A 15,559-nucleotide genomic window follows, 5' to 3' on the forward strand; every position below is an offset into this window, starting at 1 on the left:
CGGAAATCAGTGTTGCCGCACCGGAACCATCGCGGCGAGCCGGTCCGACACCGCCGAGACGTCGCCGGCGTCGGAGATCAGCGCGATGTGGCCGTCGGGACGGATCAGCACGAGGGTGCGGTCGCCCGCGCCGTAGGCGTCGGCGAGGTGCCCCTCGGGGTCGGCGATGTCGCCGGGCCCGTCCGGGTGCGCGACGACGCGGAGAGTCTTGACGCCGGCCGCGTCGATCGCGGGCGCGGAGCCGAAGCCCAGCAGCGTGAAGCCTCCCCCGCGCGTCAGGTCGAACAGCCGGCGTTCCCCTTGCCACGTCTGGAGTTCGGTCGCATCGGGGGCGCGGTCGCCGGCGCGGAGCGGGGCCGTCTCGTCGCGGTCGTCGCGCACCCAGGCCGAGCCGCGGTACCCGACGCCGAGCTGCGTCGTGCTCGCGTCGCGGCGGATGACGATGCCCTTCTGCTCGAGCGCCTGCGCGAGGAGCGCGTCCGAGAGCGCGAGCACGCCGGCCGCGACCGGCCGCCGCTCGGCGCCGTAGCTGTCGAGCAACGCCGGTGAGGCACCCTTCGCGACCGCCGCGAGCTTCCAGCCGAGGTTGTGCGCGTCCTGGATGCCGGTGTTCATCCCCTGGCCGCCGGCGGGCGAGTGGATGTGCGCCGCATCGCCGGCGAGGAACACGCGGCCCTCGCGGTAGCGGCCGGCGAGCCGGATGTTGGCGCGCCACAACGACGACCACTCCGGCTCGTGGAGGCGGATGTCGGTGCGGCCGCTCCGCCGCTCGAGGATCGCCTGCAGGTTCGCCAGGCCCAGCCCGGGATCCTGCCCCGGCGCGATGCCGGCCTGGTACTGGAAGACGCCGGTGGAGGGCAGCGGGCAGAGGTTGACGGGCCCCTCCTCGTGCCGCCACATGTGCCAGGCGTCGCGATCGAGGCCGTCGACCCCGACATCGGCGACGATCATCCGCACCGCCTCGCGGGTCTCGCCTTCGAAGGCGATCCCGGCCCGCTTGCGGACGACGCTGTGGCCGCCGTCGCAGCCGACCAGCCAGCGCGCGGTCACCGTCTCGGCTTCGCCGCCCTTGACGACCACCGCCGACACGCCCTCGTCCGACTGCTCGAAGCCGTCGAGCGCGGTGCCGAACTCCACCGCGCCGCCGAGCTCGGCCAGCCGCAGCCGCAATGCTTCCTCGATCCGCCATTCGGGCGTGATCAGGCCGGCCGGATAGGGGACGTCGGGGCGATCTTCGCCGGTCGGCGCCTCGCTCAGCGTCACCTGGCCGTCCGGAGCGGTCGACCGGATCGGCATCGCGATCCGGCCGTGGGCGAGCACGCGCTCGACGACGCCGAGATCGTCGAACACCTCGAGGGTGCGCGGCTGGACGCCCTTGCCGCGCGAGCCGGGCTGCGGGCCGGGAGCGGCCTCGACCAGGCGGAAGGGGACGCCGCTGCGGGCGAGTTCGCAGGCCAGCGTCAGCCCGGTCGGCCCGGCGCCGGCGATCAGCACCACCGGCTCCTCGAGTCTCAGCATTCTCGCCCCCGAGTAAGAAAGGAATCTCTTTCTAACCAGCGTAGGGCGCCTTGCTAAGAAAGGCAAACCTATCTAAGTTGGGGCGGTGGTCACGTCAGAACCCGTCCGCCGTCGCCGTCACGGCCAGCAGCTCGAATCCGCGCTGCTCACCGCCGCCTGGGACGGTCTCGTCGAGGTCGGGTACGCCCGCCTGACGATGGAGTGGGTCGCCGTGCGCGCCCGCACCAGCGAGGCCGTGCTCTACCGCCGTTGGGCCAACAAGGACCAGCTCGTGCTCGCCGCGCTCGAACACCACCGCAGCGCCCACCCGGTCGCCCTCCCCGACACCGGCGCCCTGCGCGGCGACCTGATCGCCCAGCTGACCACCGCGGGGGAAGCCCTCGCCGGCTTCTTCGCCATCGCCGCGGCCACGGCCTTCTCGGGGCTGCTGGCCGACACGGGCCTGACCCCGGCCCAGGTCCGCGACCAGCTCACCGGCGGCCGGCCCCTCCCCCACGGACGGCTCCTCTACCAGCGCGCCCACGACCGCGGCGAGATCGACCTGGACCGCATCCCCACGGCGGTGCTCGACCTGCCGTACGACCTGCTGCGCCTCGACCTCCTGATGGACCTCCAGCCCCCGAAGCCGGCCCGCGTCGAGTCGATCGTCGACAACCTCTTCCTGCCCCTGGTGCGGCACCACCAGACCTGACGCGGGCACGATCAGACGTCACTCGACCCACTCCGCAATCTGAGTGCCGGCAGGTCAGGTGCCCTTCTCGCACAACGGCTTTCTTGAGACGCTGATCAGGTTTCACCTGGTTGGCAGCCCGGGAGAGGGGCAACGATGGTGGATCGTCCAGGTTTGCGGCACCACTTGATCGTGGTAGCGGATATCGAGGGATTCGGGAACCCGCGTCGGACGGGACCAGATCTGCGGGCTGTGCGAGACGGGCTCGACGCGGTCATGCGAGCAGCGTTCGCCGCGGCCGACCTGAGCTGGGAAGACTGCTATCGCGAGGTGTCCGGGGACGCCGTATTCGCGCTTGTGCCGGCGGAGGCGGACAAGGCGGTGTTCGTGGAAACGGCGCTGCCTGCACTGGTGACGCGCCTGCGGATCCACAACGACACCCACCCTGAAGCGCAGCGAATCCGGCTGCGGGTCGCCATGCACGCCGGGGAAGTCGGCTACGACGCGCATGGAGTCACCTCCGCCTCACTGATCCTGGCGTTCCGGCTGTGCGACGCGCCGGCGTTGAAGGCGGCGCTGGCCGCATCACCCGGTGTTCTGGCGGTGATCGCGTCGGATCGGTTGTTCGACGACGTCGTCCGGCACATCCCCGCCGCTGCCCCCACGTCCTGGCGCACGGTCACCGTCGAAGTGAAGGAAGCCAACACAAACGGCTGGGTCACTTTGCCCGACCATCCGTACCTTCTCGCCCCAGCCGCGGCAGCCGATGTCGCCGCCCAGCCGGCCGGGCGAGCACGCAGGAACTTAGCCAAGGTCGTGCCGCGACAGCTGCCCGCAGTAGTGCGGGACTTCACCGGGCGGATCGAGCAGCTGGCCGCACTCGACGCGCTGATCCCGCCCGAGCCCGCGGGGAACAACGAACGGCAAGCGGCGCAGTCTGTCGTCATCACCGCGGTCGACGGCGCCGGCGGAATCGGCAAAACCACCCTCGCCCTGCATTGGGCGCACCGCGTTCAGGACCGTTTCCCTGACGGCACACTGCACGTCAACCTGCGCGGCTACGGACCCGGCAATCCCGCCACCCCGAGCGACGCCTTGAGCGGATTCTTGAGTGCCCTCGGCGTCGCGCCCAGTGCAATCCCCGACGAAATCGACGCGCAGGCCGCGCTGTTGCGCTCGCTGATGGCGGGCAAGCGGCTGCTGCTCGTGCTGGACAACGCTCACAGTGCCGAACAGATTCGTCCCCTGCTGCCCGGCACCCCCGGCTGCATGGTCGTGGTCACCAGCCGCGACAGCCTCACCGGCCTCGTCGTCACCGACGCCGCCCATCGGCTGACCCTCGACCTGCTCACCCCGCCCGAAGCTCACGACTTGGTCGCCGGCATCATCGGTGCCGACCGCGTCGCCGCCGAGCCCGGCGCCACCACCGAATTGATCCGTCACTGCGCTCGGCTACCGCTGGCCCTGCGGATCGCCGCCAGCCGCGTCGCCGCCCATGCGCACGTCTCAGTCGCCGATGTCGTCGCCGAACTGACTGACGACCAAACCCGGCTGGACATCCTCAGCGAAGCCGCGGACGAACGATCCGCCGTCCGCGCCGTATTCGACTGGTCCTACCGACGCCTGTCCGTCCGACAGGCTCGCCTGTTCCGGCGACTCGGGCTGCACCCCGGCCCTGATTTGTCCCTCTCCGCCGCCGCCGCGCTCGCCGAGCTACCTCTCGCAGAGGTCCGCCCCCTGCTCGCCGCTCTGGCGGCCGCGCACCTGATCGAACCGGCCCCCGGCGGCCGGTACCGGTTCCACGACCTGCTTCGCGCCTACTCAGCCGACCAAGCGCACCGCCACGACACCCCCGAAGAGCGAGACCGTGCCCTCGAGTCCGTGCTGACCTGGTACACCCACACCACCTACACTGCCGACCGCCGGGTCCATCCCTATTACGTCCGGATGCCCGCGGTCGTGGCCGAACCGGCCCACCCCAATCCCGTCGCCGATTTCGACGAGGCGTGGGCGTGGCTCACCACCGAACGCACCAACATCGTCGCCGCACTCCAGCACGCCGCCCTTCACCAACTCGACCACCACACCGTCCCGCTCGCCCACGCCACCCGCTTTCTGACCTCCGTGGGCAGTCCACAAGAGAGGCTCGATGCCACCCTCGTCGGCGTCGTCGCCGCGCACCGGGCCGGCAACCCCACTTTGGAAGCTCTTCTTCTCCTGAGCTGTGCGGACATCGCGTTGCTGCTGGGCCGCTGGGATCAGGTGAGCGGAGACCTTGACCGCGCGGCCATCCTTCTTGAGCAACTCGACAACGTCGAGCTGGAGGTGTACCTCCTCAATAACCGCGGTCTGCTGTTCCTCTGGCAGGACAGATTTCCCGAGTCAGCCCGGTGGTTCCGTTCAGCATTGCCCCTCACCCGGGGAATCGACACCGGACGCTGGGAGGCTGTAGTGGAAGGCAACCTCAGTGCCGCTTATACCGGCATCGGCCATTACCAACGTGGGCTCGAACACGGCGAGCGCGGCTTGCACCTGCGTCGGCAAGTCGGAGACCTCGAAGGCGAATCAGTGGCGTTGACCATACTGGCACGCGCATGGCGCGGCCTGAATGACTTCCAGACAGCGATCTCGCTGTGCCAGGACGCGATCGCCCTCGGCCGACGCAGTCCCCGCAGCCGCCACGCGACCACCGCCGAGCCGCTGGAGGTCCTCGCGAACTGCCTGCACCGACTCGGTCACGTCAGCAAGGCCGTCGACTGCTGGCGGCAGGCCGCTGCGCTTTACGACGAGGCCGGCTATCCCAACAGGGCCACCGATGTCCGTCGACACCTTATCGACATGCAAACCAATCAAGCTTGACCGGGCTACAAGTTGTTTCCCTGCCTCGCGCCGGCTCAGTTGCGCAGCACGATGGCCAGGTTGTCGGCGACCTCCTGGGTCAGCGGATCCCCGGCCCCGAACGCCTTCAGCGCCGCGGTGTGCGCCGATCTGAGGGTGGTCACGGCGGCCTCTTTCTGCCCGGCCATGTACAGCGACGCACCCAGTGTCTTGGCCGTGTCGATCGTGTCGGGGTGCTTCTCCCCCAGCTTCCGCGTCCGGCGGCTGAGCACGTCCCGCAGGACGGGCAGCCCTTCGTCCCACGCCCGCAGCACCGCGAGCGCGCAGCCGAGGTTGTGGCCGTACTTGAGGGTTTCCGGGTGGTTCGGCCCGAGCGCCGAGACCGCCCGGCGGTGGGCCTCCCGGTGGTGGCCCGCGGACTCGGCGAGCCGCTCCCGCCGGAACTCGGTGGAGCCGAGGAGGTCGAGGACGGCGAGGGTGCCCGGGTGTTCGGGGCCGACGACGGTCTCGCAGTCGGTGAACAGGGAGCCCAGGCTCAGCTCCGCCGCGGCGAACTGGCCCGCGTCGAACATCGCCCCCGCGGCGCGGGCGCGGCGTTCGAGATCGGCGGGCAACGCCTTGGGGCGCCGGGAAAACAGTCCCATGCGGAAGTCCTTTGCAGACGGTCAGCCGGCTTTGCCGAGGAGGTCGTCGAGGGCCCGGCCCTCGGCCGGCCCCACCTCGGCGCCGAGGGTGAAGCCGAGTTTCCCGGCGAGGTCACGCAGCCACAGGTCGATCGCGGCCTCGGCCAGGTCGGTGAACTCCGCCATGGTTTCGCGCAGCCGGCCCCACGCCGTGAGCAGGGTCCCCGCGGCGACGAGCAGCGCCGGCCACCACAGGACGCCGGGGACCAGGTACAGCAGGCCCCAGCCGGCCAGCGTCCCGGCTTCGGCGTAGCGGGTGCGGGCGTCGCTGATCGGGCGCCGCGCGTCTTCGTCCAGCAGCAGCCACAACCGGGGCCACACCAGGACGGCGCTGACGTAGTACTGCGCCCGGACCCGGACCTCGACCAGCCGCGCCCGGTCGGCCAGCCAGGTCGGCCGCTGCGGGAGGTAGGCCGGCACGACCGTGGTGCCGTCGCGCTGCGCCGCGGCCATCGCCCGGGACCGCCGCGACCACCGTGACCGCTGGAGCAGCCGGCCGGTCAGGAACCGTTCCCGCAGCGACCAGCGCAGCACCAGCCGGCCCAGTCCGCCGGCGGCGGTGCCCGCCAGGCCCGCGGCGGCGAGCACCACCGCGGCGAAGACCACGAGCCGCCCGGGCTGCGCCGAGAACCCGCGGCCCGCCCGCTCGGCCGCCGCCGACAGCCGGGCGAAGCCGAACGCGTGCGCGTGCCCGAGCACCGAGGCGGCGACCACGACGCCGGCGAGGAGCAGGCCCGGCAACAGGATCGCGGTGACCCAGCGGTTGCCGAGGCGCTTGCCCACCTCGGTCAGGAAGCCGGTCACTTCGGCCGCATCGGCGCGTCGAAGGCGGCGCAGCGCGGCGGGTGCCCGTGCTCGTCCCGGGCACCCTCGCGGCCGCACCGGTCGAGCGGGCAGCCGTACTCCCCCGCGCCGACGCCGGGCGCGCGGCCCCGGCCCGGCAGCGCCGCGATCCCGAGCGCCGGCCGGTCCGCCCAGCTGCGCGGCGCGCCGTCGGGACCCACCGGCCCCCACTTCTTCAACGCGGTCTTCGCCGGCCCGCCCTGCTTCACCCGGTCGGCGTCGCGGTCGAGCCGATCGAGCACCCCGCCCTGGCGCGCCGCCGTCCGCAGCTCGGGCAGCAGCAGGCACCACAGCGCCAGGTGATCGGCTTCGGAGTCCACCTCGAAATCCCTCCCTGTCCGACGTCGAACGATCACCGAGCATAGCCACCGCGCACTACCATCGGTGGTCAACCGGCCACGAGGGGGGCGAAGTGTTCGGGCGGCAGAAACGTCAGGCGGACGACGATTTCGTCGGCAGCGCGCTGTGGGAGGGCAAAGGGTGGCTCACCACCTTCGAAACCTCCGGTGATCCCGCCGCCCTCGACCGGGCGATCGCCGCCGGAACGGCCGCGCTGGCGCGGTGCGACCCCACCGCGCCCGAACGGCCCGCGGCCCTGATGTTCCTCGGCGACGCGCGGACCCGGCGGTACCAGGTCACCGGCTCGGTGGCCGACGTCGAAGAGGCGCTGGGCCACTACCGCGCACTGCTGCCGCTCGTGCAGGCCGAGCAGCCCGGCCTGGTCCCGTTCGCGCTCGCCACGATCGCCGACACCGCGCTCCGCCTGAGCGTGCTCACCCGCGACCGCTCCCGCGCCGAAGAGTCGGTGCTCGCCACCCGGGAACTGCACCTGCTGGCCGAGTCGACCCACGCCGTCGGGGTGTTCGCCCTGGTGATCGAGCTGCTCGAGCGCGCACTCGAAGTGCTGCCCGGCGACCACCCCGACCGGGCGGCGATCGGCGCCATGCGCTGCGGAGCCCTGATCCACCACATCGACGGCACCGGTGACGTGGCCCGCCTCGACGAGGCCGAGGAGGAGATCGACCGCGCCCTCCGGCTGTGCCCGCCGGGCGACGGCAACCGCCGTCCCTTCCTCACCCTGTCCGCCGACGTCCGCCGCCTCCGGCACGACCTCGACCGGACCCCGGCCACCCTCGACGCCTTCCTCGAGGCGGAACGCCACGTCGTCGACGTCTACCCGCCGGGGCACGCGGTGTGGACGATGACCGTGCACAACATCGGCCAGCTGTACCGCGAGCGCCACGAGCTCACCGGCGACGTCGCCGACCTCGACACGGCGGCGCACTACCTCCGGCAGGCCATCGAGCACGCGCCGGACGCGGACCTGCGGGCCGCGGCCGAGCGCGGGCTGGCGAGCGTGCTGGAGGCACGCGGCCCGGAGCGGGAATTCACGCTCCCGCCCGGCGTCAAGCTGGAGTACGTCGCCGGCAACGAGGAACCACGACGGCCGCCCGCCGAGGTGGCCGCGGACCACTCCGAGCTGGTGCGGCACGGGAACCGGCTCTCCCGCCTGCTCGGCGAGTACCAGGAGTCGCGCGACCGCGCCGTGCTGGACCGCGTCTGCGCCGACGGCCAGGCCATGCTGGCCGCGTTGCCGCCGGACCACCCGAGCCGGTGGCTGGTCGAGATCCGCCTCGGCCCCGCCCTCATGCTCCGGTACGAGACCACCGGCGACCGGGCCGATCTGGACGACGCGATCGAGCTGCAGCGCACCGCGATCGACCGGCCCGTGGACAGCCAGGACGACCTCCTCGAGGAGCTGGGCAACCTCGCCGCCGCGCTGGTCAACCGGTTCCTGCGCGACCGCGACAGCGCCGATCTCGACGAGGCGATCACCCTCACCCGCCGGGCCGCGGAGCTCAGTGACGGTTACGGCAGCAACAGCCTGTTCATCCTGGGCAGCGCGCTGTTCTACCGCTACTGCCACCTCGGGCGGCGCCACGACCTCGACGAGGCGATCGCCGTCGGCGAGCGGGTCGTGGCGGCCCCTGGGAGTCCCCTCTGGCTCGCCACCGCGCACGCCAACCTCGGCAACCGGCTGCGGCAGCGCTTCCTCGCCACCGGGGAACCGGCGGACATCGACGCGGCGATCGGGCACCTCGACGCCGCCCTGCGCCGGTCGGACGACGTCCACGCCCGGCTCAACCTCGGCCTGGCCCTGACCGACCGCGGCCGGGCCCGCGCGCACCGGCAGGACCTGCTCGACGCCGTCACCGCCTTCACGGCGGTCCGCGCGGCGACCGGCGAACAGGCACCGCTGCACACCGTCGCGCTCGAGGGCCTCGGCGAGGCCTACACCGCGCTCGGCCGCCCGGACGACGCGATCGCCGTCCTCTCCGCCCTGCCCGGGGGCCGGTCTTTCGACCGGATGCGGGCCCTGGTGATGCTCGCGGACCTGCGCGCCGATCGCGGGGACGACGCGGGTGAGGTCGCCGACCTCTACGAAGAGGCCGTGGAGCTCCTGCCCCGGCTGGTGTGGCGGGGGCTCGGCGCGACCGACCGCGAGAAGCTCGTGGGGGAACGGCCCGGCCTCGCCGCCGACGCGGCCGCGGCGGCGCTGGCCGCGGGCCGGCCGGAGCGGGCCGTGGAACTGCTGGAGCACGGCCGTTCCCTGTGGTGGGGCCAGGTCCTGGACCGCCGGGCCGACCTGACCGGGTTGCGGGCGGCCCACCCCGAACTGGCCGACCGGCTGAGCGCCGTCGACCCGGACGCCCCGGACCGGCGGGCCGCGGCGGCCGAGTGGGACCGGACCGTCGCGGAGGTCCGGACCCGGCCGGGGTTCGGGAACTTCCTGCGCCCGACGCCGTTTTCGGAGCTCGCGGAAGCCGCGGCGGCCGGCCCGGTCGTGCTGGTGAACGTCAGCCGGATCCGCTGCGACGCCATCGTGCTCGCGCCGGACCGCGCGCACGTCATCCCGCTGGACGGCTTGACGTTCGCCGAGGCGCACGACCGCACCCAGGCGTACCTCGCCGTGACCGCGAAGAAGGGCACCGGCGGGCTTTCGTCCGGGCCGCGGGAGCAGGTGCTGCTGGGGTACCTGGAGTGGCTGTGGGACGTCGTGGCCCGGCCCGTGCTCGACGAGGTCCGGGTGCCGCCCGGGTCGCGGTTGTGGTGGTGTCCCACCGGTCCCCTCGCGCTGAGCCCGCTGCACGCGGCCGGGTACCACGACCCGGAGGACCCGCCCGGACAGGCGGTGCTCGACCGCGTGGTCTCCTCCAGCACCCCGACGATCCGGGCGTTGCGGCACGCCCGCCGCCCGGCGCGGCCGGTCCGGCACGAGCCGCTCGCCGTCGTGTGCGAGCAGCGTCCCGCGTACGTCACCGGCCTGCCCGACCTGCCCGCCGCCGCCCGGGAAGCGGAGGTCCTCAGCGCCCTCTTCCCCGGCGGCACGACGCTGGCCGGCGCGGCCGCGACCACCCGGAACGTGACGGACCTGCTGACCCGGCACACGTGCGCGCACTTCGCGTGCCACGGCGGCACGGCCCCGGCCGGCGACGCCGCGCTGTTCCTCACCGACGGCCCGCTCACCACCACCGACCTCGGCCGGCTCGACCTCGCCGACGCGCACCTCGCGGTGCTGTCCGCGTGCCACACGGCCATGCCCGACGCCGCTCTGCCCGACGAAGCCGGCCACCTCGCCGCGGCCCTGCAGATCGCCGGGTTCCGCCAGATCGTCTCGACGCTGTGGGCCATCGGCGAAGAAACGGCGGCCACGGTGACCGCCGGCGTGTATTTGTCCCTCACCGGCCCGGACGGCACCCTCGACCCGGCTGGCGCGGCGGCCGCCCTGCACGAAGCCGTCGACAACCTGCGGCGCCAGTGGCCCTACGAGCCGACCAAGTGGGCCCAGTTCGTCCACTTCGGACAGTAGGGCCGGGTGGGACGGTCAGGCGCCCTCCACCGAACCCGGCGGCAGGAAGTCGACGTCGTGCAGCGCCGACAACCGGACCACCTCGGCCGGGTCCTCGAGGTTGTGCAGCCGGTCGAACAGCTGCGCCAGCCGCCCGGCCGGGCTCACCCAGAACAGTCCCCGGGTGACCCCTTCGCCGCGGTTGTAGTAGGCGTGCGGGAGCCCCTTCGGCAGCCGCACGGTGTCGCCGGGCCCCGCGGTTTCCCACTGGCCGTCGAGGTAGAGGGTGAACACGCCGTCCAGGACGTAGATGTGCTCGTCCTGGGTCGGGTGCACGTGCGGCGGCACGCCGGTGCCGGGCGGGTCGTAGGTCTCGAACGCGAAGCTCGACCCGCTCGCCGCCTTCAGCGAGTAGGTGTGGCCGAGCACGTTCCACACCTTCCCCTCCCCGGCGGGCGTGATCCCCTTCGGCAGCGGTCCGAGCACGATTTCCTCGCCGGTCATGGCAGCTCCTCCGGGTGGGCCGACGCGTTCGCTCACGGACAGCAGTATCCCCGGCGCGGAACCACGCGGACCAACGAAAGATCGCCGGCCCCGGGGGACATCCGGCGGCCGGCGGATCTCTCGCCTGCTTCTCCTTCAGCTCGAGGCGACGATGCGGCGGTCGACCGCGATCCAGTTCGTTTCCCAGGTCGCGCCGCCGTCCCCGGAGAACGCCTGCTCGAACCTCGCCCGGTCCGGGCCCTGGCGGGTGATGAGGAAGCGGACCTTGATCGGGCGGCCGCCGAGCTGGTCGTCGCCGTGGAACTCGCCGGTTCCGTCGTGGAACCCGCCGTAGATCGAGGGGGTGAGCAGGCCGTCGCGCATGTTGATGAACGTCTGGCTCCAGCGCTTCGCCTGCGGCTCGTAGAGCCGCATGTTGAGCGCGTCGATCCGCCCGTTCGGCCCGGCGACCTTGAGCTCGACCACGTTCGCCCGCCGGTCCTGCAGCGGACGCACGACGGACGTGCCCGCGAAGGAGAGCCAGGTGTCCTCCGTGTCCGACAGCGGGTCGGCGAGCACCCGGACGTCCGTGTGCCAGGCGCCGATTTCCCAGTCGAAGTCCCGTTGGCCGTCCTCGGCGCCGGCCGGTGACGTCGGCAAGGTGTCGCCGGACGCCGACGCCGGCGCGGCCAGCGCCAGGACGGCGAGGCACACGAGGAGGATTCGTCGGTGTGGCACGGTGAGCAGCGTGCGGATTCTCATGACGGCGACTATCTGACGGAGCACGACCATGGACAAGAAGGCACCTGCAGGTAACCTCTCGCTCGCGCGCCCCAATCCGCTGCCCGGCTGCCCGATGGCCGCGGCGTTCGCCGCGATCGGCGGGAAGTGGAAACTGACCCTGGTGTACTGGCTCGCCCACGGCGAGTCCCACTTCGCCGGTTTACGCCGTCGAGGCGCGCCGATCACGCCCAAGGTGCTGGCCGAACAGCTGCGTGAGCTCGAGGCCGACGGGCTCGTCGAGCGCGTGGTCACCGGACCGATCCCGGCGCCCGTCATCTACCGCCTCACGCCGTACGGAACCACCGTCCTGCCCGTCGTGGAGAGCGTGCGGGCGTGGGGCGAGGTCCACCTGCAGCACACCCACGGCGAGACCGCCGCCGACGAGGCGATGGGGTGCGCGCACCCGGTCGCGTAAGCGGCTACCGACCCGCCGAGTACGCGCCCGCGGCGAGGTCCTCCACGAGGGTCGGCCCCGCCGGGGTCCAGCCGAGCAGCTCCTGCGTGGCGGTGCTCGTCGCCGCGAGGTCCAGGGCGAAGAACGTGCCGATCCACCCGAAGTGGTCCGGGACGTCGCCGGCCGGGATGGAGGCGACGGGCACGGCGAACGCGCGGCCGATCGCCTCCGCGATCTCGCGGGTCGGCACGCCTTCCTCGGCGACGGCGTGCAGGCGGGCACCCGCGGGCGCCTTCTCGAGGCCGAGCCGGACCATCCGCGCCGCGTCGGTCACGTGCACGGCGGCCCAGCGGTTGGTCCCGTCGCCGGGGTAGCCGGAGACGCCCTTCTCCCGGGCGATCGCGGCGAGGACCGCGATGAACCCGTGGTCGCGGGTGCCGTGCACGGTCGGCGAGAACCGCAGGCTCACCGGGTGCACGCCGCGGCCGGCGAACTCGAGCGCGAGGTTTTCGCTGCCGCCGCGCGGCGCGTCCGGGCCGTGGTACGGGGACGGGTCGGTTTCGGTCACCGGCCGGCCCCGCGTGATGCCGGCGATGCCCGATGCCAGCAGGAACGGACGGCCACTGCCGGAAAGGGCCTCCCCGATGGTCTGGACGGCGCCCCGTTCGGCCGCGTTCGACACGGCCGGGTTCGCGAAGTCGTGCTTGTTCGCCAGGTGGATGACGGCGTCGGCCTCTTCCGCGCCGGCGCGGATGCCGCCGAGGTCGTCGAGGTCGCCGCGGCGGACGCGGGCACCCTTCGCTTCGAGCTTCCCGGCGGACGCGGCCGACCGGGCCAGCCCGGTGACCTCGTGGCCCGTCGCGAGCAGCTCGTCGACGACGGCGGAGCCGATCCAGCCGGAGGCTCCGGTGACGAAAACGCGCATGGCGTGAACTCCTTCAGCACTTCGATGATGTCAGCGACAGACGTCAGTCACTGACATGGGCACCATACGCCCACATGTCAGCCGCTGTCATCACTAGACTGTCCGCATGGTGCGCTGGCAACCGGGAGCCCCGGAGCGGCTGCAGAAGGCCGCGCTCGAACTGTTCGCCACCCGCGGGTTCGAGCAGACGACCGCGGCGGAGATCGCGCAGGCGGTCGGGCTGACCGAGCGCACCTTCTTCCGCCACTTCAGCGACAAGCGCGAGGTGCTCTTCCACGGCCAGCAGCTGCTGGTCCAGGCGTTCCTCGACGGCGTGGCCGCCGCCCCGCCGGACGCCTCACCGCTCGAAGTCGTCGCCTCGGCCCTGCGGTCGGCCTCGAGCCGCTTCCCGGACGAGCGCCGCCCGCACTCCCGCACGCGCCAGTCCGTGATCGAGCGGAACCCCGCGCTCCAGGAACGGGAGCAGCACAAGATGACCACCCTGGCCACGACGGTCGCCGATGCCCTCCGCACCCGGGGTGTCGACGAACCCGCGGCCACGCTGGCGGCGGAGTCGGGCGCCACCGTGTTCGGGATCGCGTTCGTCCAGTGGCTTCGCGAAGGCGAAGAACGCTCCCTCGCCGACATCGCGAACGAGGTGTTCGACCAGCTGCTGGAGCTGGCCGGCAAGGCGGCGGTGAGCCGCGGGCGCCCGTGAGCACGCCACGGTCCTCCTCGTCCGGGGACGCGGAGGACCGGAACCGCGCTAGTGCACGTGCGACTGCCAGTCGTCCGGCACCCGGCCCGCGGGGCCCGGCACCGGCTGCGTGACCGGGCGGTGCTCCGGGGGCGCCAGAGCGGGGCCGTCGTAGGCCTCGCCCGTCTCGAAGCTGTAGAACCAGTCCTCACCCGGCTCGAAGCTGCGGATCAGCGGGTGCCCGGTCGCCTTGTAGTGCGCCGTCGCGTGCTGGGCCGGTGAGCTGTCGCAGCAGCCGATGTGACCGCACTGGGCGCAGCGACGCAGGTGCACCCACCAGCCGTCCGCGGCCAGGCACTCCGCGCAGCCTGTGCCGCTCGGCGGCGCGGTGACGTCGATTCCCTCGATTTCGGCCATGCCGACAGTCTGCCCCGAAGGCGGTCCGCCCGCATCAACCGGCCCGGTCAGCCGCCTCCGGACGACCTGCAAGAGCCGACAGGCGACCCGTCCGGCCGTGCCGATGCACGCCCATCCGCAGGGCCATCGGAACGCCGCAAACCCTTGAGGGACAACAAACTTCGTACATCCGTCAGCTGACGGATGTCTGATGTCCGCCCACCGCGAAACATTGTTCCACGGAGCCCGCCGCTCCGGCCTCGACGCCGAGGAGGAGCGATGTCCCGTGCTACCACCACCACCGTGTCCACCCTGGTGATCTTCGTACTGGCCATCAACCTGCGGCCGGCCGTGACGAGCCTGGGTGCGGCCCTGCCGGACATCTCCGTGGCCGGTGACCTGGTCGCCGCCGTGCTCGTCGCGTTACCCCTGTGGGCGATCGGTCTCGGCGGCTGGGCGACGCCGTGGCTGTGCGGCCGGGTCGGGACGCACCGGACCGTCACCGTGGGCCTCGTCGGGCTGGTGGCTTCGCTGGCCGGGCGGGTGCTCGGGGGCTCGTGGCCGCTCCTGGTCGGGACGGCGCTGGCCTGCCTGTCCATCGCCGTGCTCGGCACCATGCTGCCGCTGCTGGCCGCGGGGTCGGCCGCCTTCACCCTCGGGCTCGGGCTCGGCAGCACGGCCGGCGCGCTGGTCACGCCCACGGCGGTGACGTCGTCGTCGTGGCGGGTCGCCCTCGGCCTGTGGGCGGTCGTGGCGCTGCTGGCCCTGCACGTGTGGCAACGCACCCGCGGCGAGTTCGTGTCGCCCCGGAAGGCCTCCGGAGCGGCGCCGGCCTCCGCCCTGACCCTCCACTTCGGACTCATTTCGACGGTGACGTTCCTGGTCATGGGCTGGCTCCCCGGCATCCTGCGCGACGCGGGGGTCCCGCCGGCGACCGCGGGCGCGTGCCTGGCGTTGTCGATGGCCATGGGGCTGCCGATGATGTGGCTGGTGCCGGGCTGGACGCGCCGCTGGCGCAACCAGACCCTGCTCGTCGTCGCACTGGCCACGCCCAACTTCATCGGGGTGACCGGCCTGCTCGTCGCGCCGGCGGCCGCGCCCTGGCTGTGGGCCGCGGCCACCGGCACGGGCATGGGGGCGCTCGCGTTCGTCCTGACGACGATCTCGTTGCGCAGCAAGGGCAGCTCGCTGGGGCTGTCCGCCGTGGTCCAGGGCGTGGGCTACGTCATCGCCGGCTTCGGCGTGCTGGCCTGCGGGTGGCTGCACACCTACACCGGCACCTGGCACACGCCGCTGCTGCTGGTCCTGGTGATCCTCGCCGGCCAGGTCGCCAGCGGCCACGTCGCGGTGGCGCGCCCGGCTCCGGCCCGGCCGGTGCCGCCGTTCCTCGCCCTGCACCCCCGGCGGAACGCCCCGGGCGTCGGGATTTGACCGCCACGGCCCGGCCGCTCCACTCCGGGCACTCGCGGTCCGGGCTGACGGGAAGCCGCCTGCCCGGCC

The 15,559-nt window shown here is 72.8% G+C and carries 14 protein-coding genes; 6 read left to right on the forward strand and 8 right to left on the reverse strand.

The features are described 5' to 3' along the window. Positions 1 to 6: 6 nt before the first annotated feature. On the reverse strand, positions 7 to 1,518 hold the full coding sequence (locus ACH54P_RS09470; protein WP_489911968.1) for an FAD-dependent oxidoreductase: 1,512 nt from the start codon (positions 1,516 to 1,518) through the stop codon (positions 7 to 9). An 85-nt stretch (positions 1,519 to 1,603) separates the two neighbouring features. On the opposite strand from ACH54P_RS09470, the gene ACH54P_RS09475 reads away from it, so the two are divergent. Continuing rightward, positions 1,604 to 2,209, forward strand: coding sequence for a TetR/AcrR family transcriptional regulator (locus tag ACH54P_RS09475; protein ID WP_489911969.1), 606 nt, complete (start codon positions 1,604 to 1,606; stop codon positions 2,207 to 2,209). A 231-nt stretch (positions 2,210 to 2,440) separates the two neighbouring features. Further along, positions 2,441 to 5,047, forward strand: a complete 2,607-nt coding sequence (locus ACH54P_RS09480; RefSeq protein ID WP_489911970.1) for an ATP-binding protein — start codon at positions 2,441 to 2,443, stop codon at positions 5,045 to 5,047. Between the two features lie 35 nt (positions 5,048 to 5,082). Here the strand turns inward: ACH54P_RS09480 and ACH54P_RS09485 are convergent, their stop codons facing one another. From ACH54P_RS09485 to ACH54P_RS09495, 3 genes are read right to left on the reverse strand one after another with little or no spacing between them, the layout of a single operon-like run. After that, the gene (locus ACH54P_RS09485; RefSeq protein ID WP_489911971.1) at positions 5,083 to 5,670 is read right to left on the reverse strand and encodes a tetratricopeptide repeat protein; all 588 of its coding nucleotides are present in this window, start codon (positions 5,668 to 5,670) and stop codon (positions 5,083 to 5,085) included. Between the two features lie 21 nt (positions 5,671 to 5,691). Beyond that, positions 5,692 to 6,513: a hypothetical protein gene (locus ACH54P_RS09490; protein ID WP_489911972.1), complete on the reverse strand. Its 822-nt coding sequence runs from the start codon at positions 6,511 to 6,513 to the stop codon at positions 5,692 to 5,694. After that, positions 6,510 to 6,872, reverse strand: coding sequence for a hypothetical protein (locus ACH54P_RS09495; protein WP_489911973.1), 363 nt, complete (start codon positions 6,870 to 6,872; stop codon positions 6,510 to 6,512). Before ACH54P_RS09495 ends, ACH54P_RS09490 begins: the two co-directional genes overlap by 4 nt. A gap of 92 nt (positions 6,873 to 6,964) precedes the next feature. Between ACH54P_RS09495 and ACH54P_RS09500 the strand changes: the two genes are divergently transcribed. Then, on the forward strand, positions 6,965 to 10,423 hold the full coding sequence (locus ACH54P_RS09500; protein ID WP_489911974.1) for a CHAT domain-containing protein: 3,459 nt from the start codon (positions 6,965 to 6,967) through the stop codon (positions 10,421 to 10,423). Positions 10,424 to 10,438: 15 nt separating this feature from the next. On the opposite strand, the gene ACH54P_RS09505 is transcribed toward ACH54P_RS09500, so the two are convergent. After that, positions 10,439 to 10,906: a cupin domain-containing protein gene (locus ACH54P_RS09505; RefSeq protein ID WP_489911975.1), complete on the reverse strand. Its 468-nt coding sequence runs from the start codon at positions 10,904 to 10,906 to the stop codon at positions 10,439 to 10,441. Between the two features lie 135 nt (positions 10,907 to 11,041). Beyond that, positions 11,042 to 11,647, reverse strand: coding sequence for a hypothetical protein (locus tag ACH54P_RS09510; protein ID WP_489911976.1), 606 nt, complete (start codon positions 11,645 to 11,647; stop codon positions 11,042 to 11,044). Between the two features lie 28 nt (positions 11,648 to 11,675). Here ACH54P_RS09510 and ACH54P_RS09515 point away from each other — a divergent pair, with 28 nt between their 5' ends. Then, positions 11,676 to 12,083 (forward strand): winged helix-turn-helix transcriptional regulator, encoded by a 408-nt coding sequence (locus ACH54P_RS09515; RefSeq protein ID WP_489911977.1) that lies wholly within the window; start codon positions 11,676 to 11,678, stop codon positions 12,081 to 12,083. A 4-nt stretch (positions 12,084 to 12,087) separates the two neighbouring features. Here ACH54P_RS09515 and ACH54P_RS09520 read toward each other — a convergent pair whose 3' ends face one another. Continuing rightward, on the reverse strand, positions 12,088 to 12,987 hold the full coding sequence (locus ACH54P_RS09520; protein ID WP_489911978.1) for an SDR family oxidoreductase: 900 nt from the start codon (positions 12,985 to 12,987) through the stop codon (positions 12,088 to 12,090). Positions 12,988 to 13,093: 106 nt separating this feature from the next. Between ACH54P_RS09520 and ACH54P_RS09525 the strand changes: the two genes are divergently transcribed. Then, positions 13,094 to 13,684: a TetR family transcriptional regulator gene (locus ACH54P_RS09525; RefSeq protein WP_489911979.1), complete on the forward strand. Its 591-nt coding sequence runs from the start codon at positions 13,094 to 13,096 to the stop codon at positions 13,682 to 13,684. Between the two features lie 48 nt (positions 13,685 to 13,732). Here the strand turns inward: ACH54P_RS09525 and ACH54P_RS09530 are convergent, their stop codons facing one another. Further along, positions 13,733 to 14,080: a UBP-type zinc finger domain-containing protein gene (locus tag ACH54P_RS09530; protein ID WP_489911980.1), complete on the reverse strand. Its 348-nt coding sequence runs from the start codon at positions 14,078 to 14,080 to the stop codon at positions 13,733 to 13,735. A gap of 258 nt (positions 14,081 to 14,338) precedes the next feature. On the opposite strand from ACH54P_RS09530, the gene ACH54P_RS09535 reads away from it, so the two are divergent. After that, positions 14,339 to 15,490: an MFS transporter gene (locus ACH54P_RS09535; protein WP_489911981.1), complete on the forward strand. Its 1,152-nt coding sequence runs from the start codon at positions 14,339 to 14,341 to the stop codon at positions 15,488 to 15,490. The last annotated feature ends 69 nt before the right edge of the window (positions 15,491 to 15,559 follow it).

The sequence above is a fragment of the Amycolatopsis sp. N2S4-7 genome, assembly GCF_058119595.1.

Bases quoted from the DNA above. Each gene is read 5' to 3' on its own strand.
- ACH54P_RS09525 (WP_489911979.1), top strand. From the start codon at position 13,094: ATGGTGCGCTGGCAACCGGGAGCCCCGGAGCGGCTGCAGAAGGCCGCG.
- ACH54P_RS09485 (WP_489911971.1), bottom strand. From the start codon at position 5,670: ATGGGACTGTTTTCCCGGCGCCCCAAGGCGTTGCCCGCCGATCTCGAA.
- ACH54P_RS09535 (WP_489911981.1), top strand. From the start codon at position 14,339: ATGTCCCGTGCTACCACCACCACCGTGTCCACCCTGGTGATCTTCGTA.
- ACH54P_RS09520 (WP_489911978.1), bottom strand. From the start codon at position 12,987: ATGCGCGTTTTCGTCACCGGAGCCTCCGGCTGGATCGGCTCCGCCGTC.
- ACH54P_RS09530 (WP_489911980.1), bottom strand. From the start codon at position 14,080: ATGGCCGAAATCGAGGGAATCGACGTCACCGCGCCGCCGAGCGGCACA.
- ACH54P_RS09515 (WP_489911977.1), top strand. From the start codon at position 11,676: ATGGACAAGAAGGCACCTGCAGGTAACCTCTCGCTCGCGCGCCCCAAT.
- ACH54P_RS09470 (WP_489911968.1), bottom strand. From the start codon at position 1,518: ATGCTGAGACTCGAGGAGCCGGTGGTGCTGATCGCCGGCGCCGGGCCG.
- ACH54P_RS09510 (WP_489911976.1), bottom strand. From the start codon at position 11,647: ATGAGAATCCGCACGCTGCTCACCGTGCCACACCGACGAATCCTCCTC.
- ACH54P_RS09505 (WP_489911975.1), bottom strand. From the start codon at position 10,906: ATGACCGGCGAGGAAATCGTGCTCGGACCGCTGCCGAAGGGGATCACG.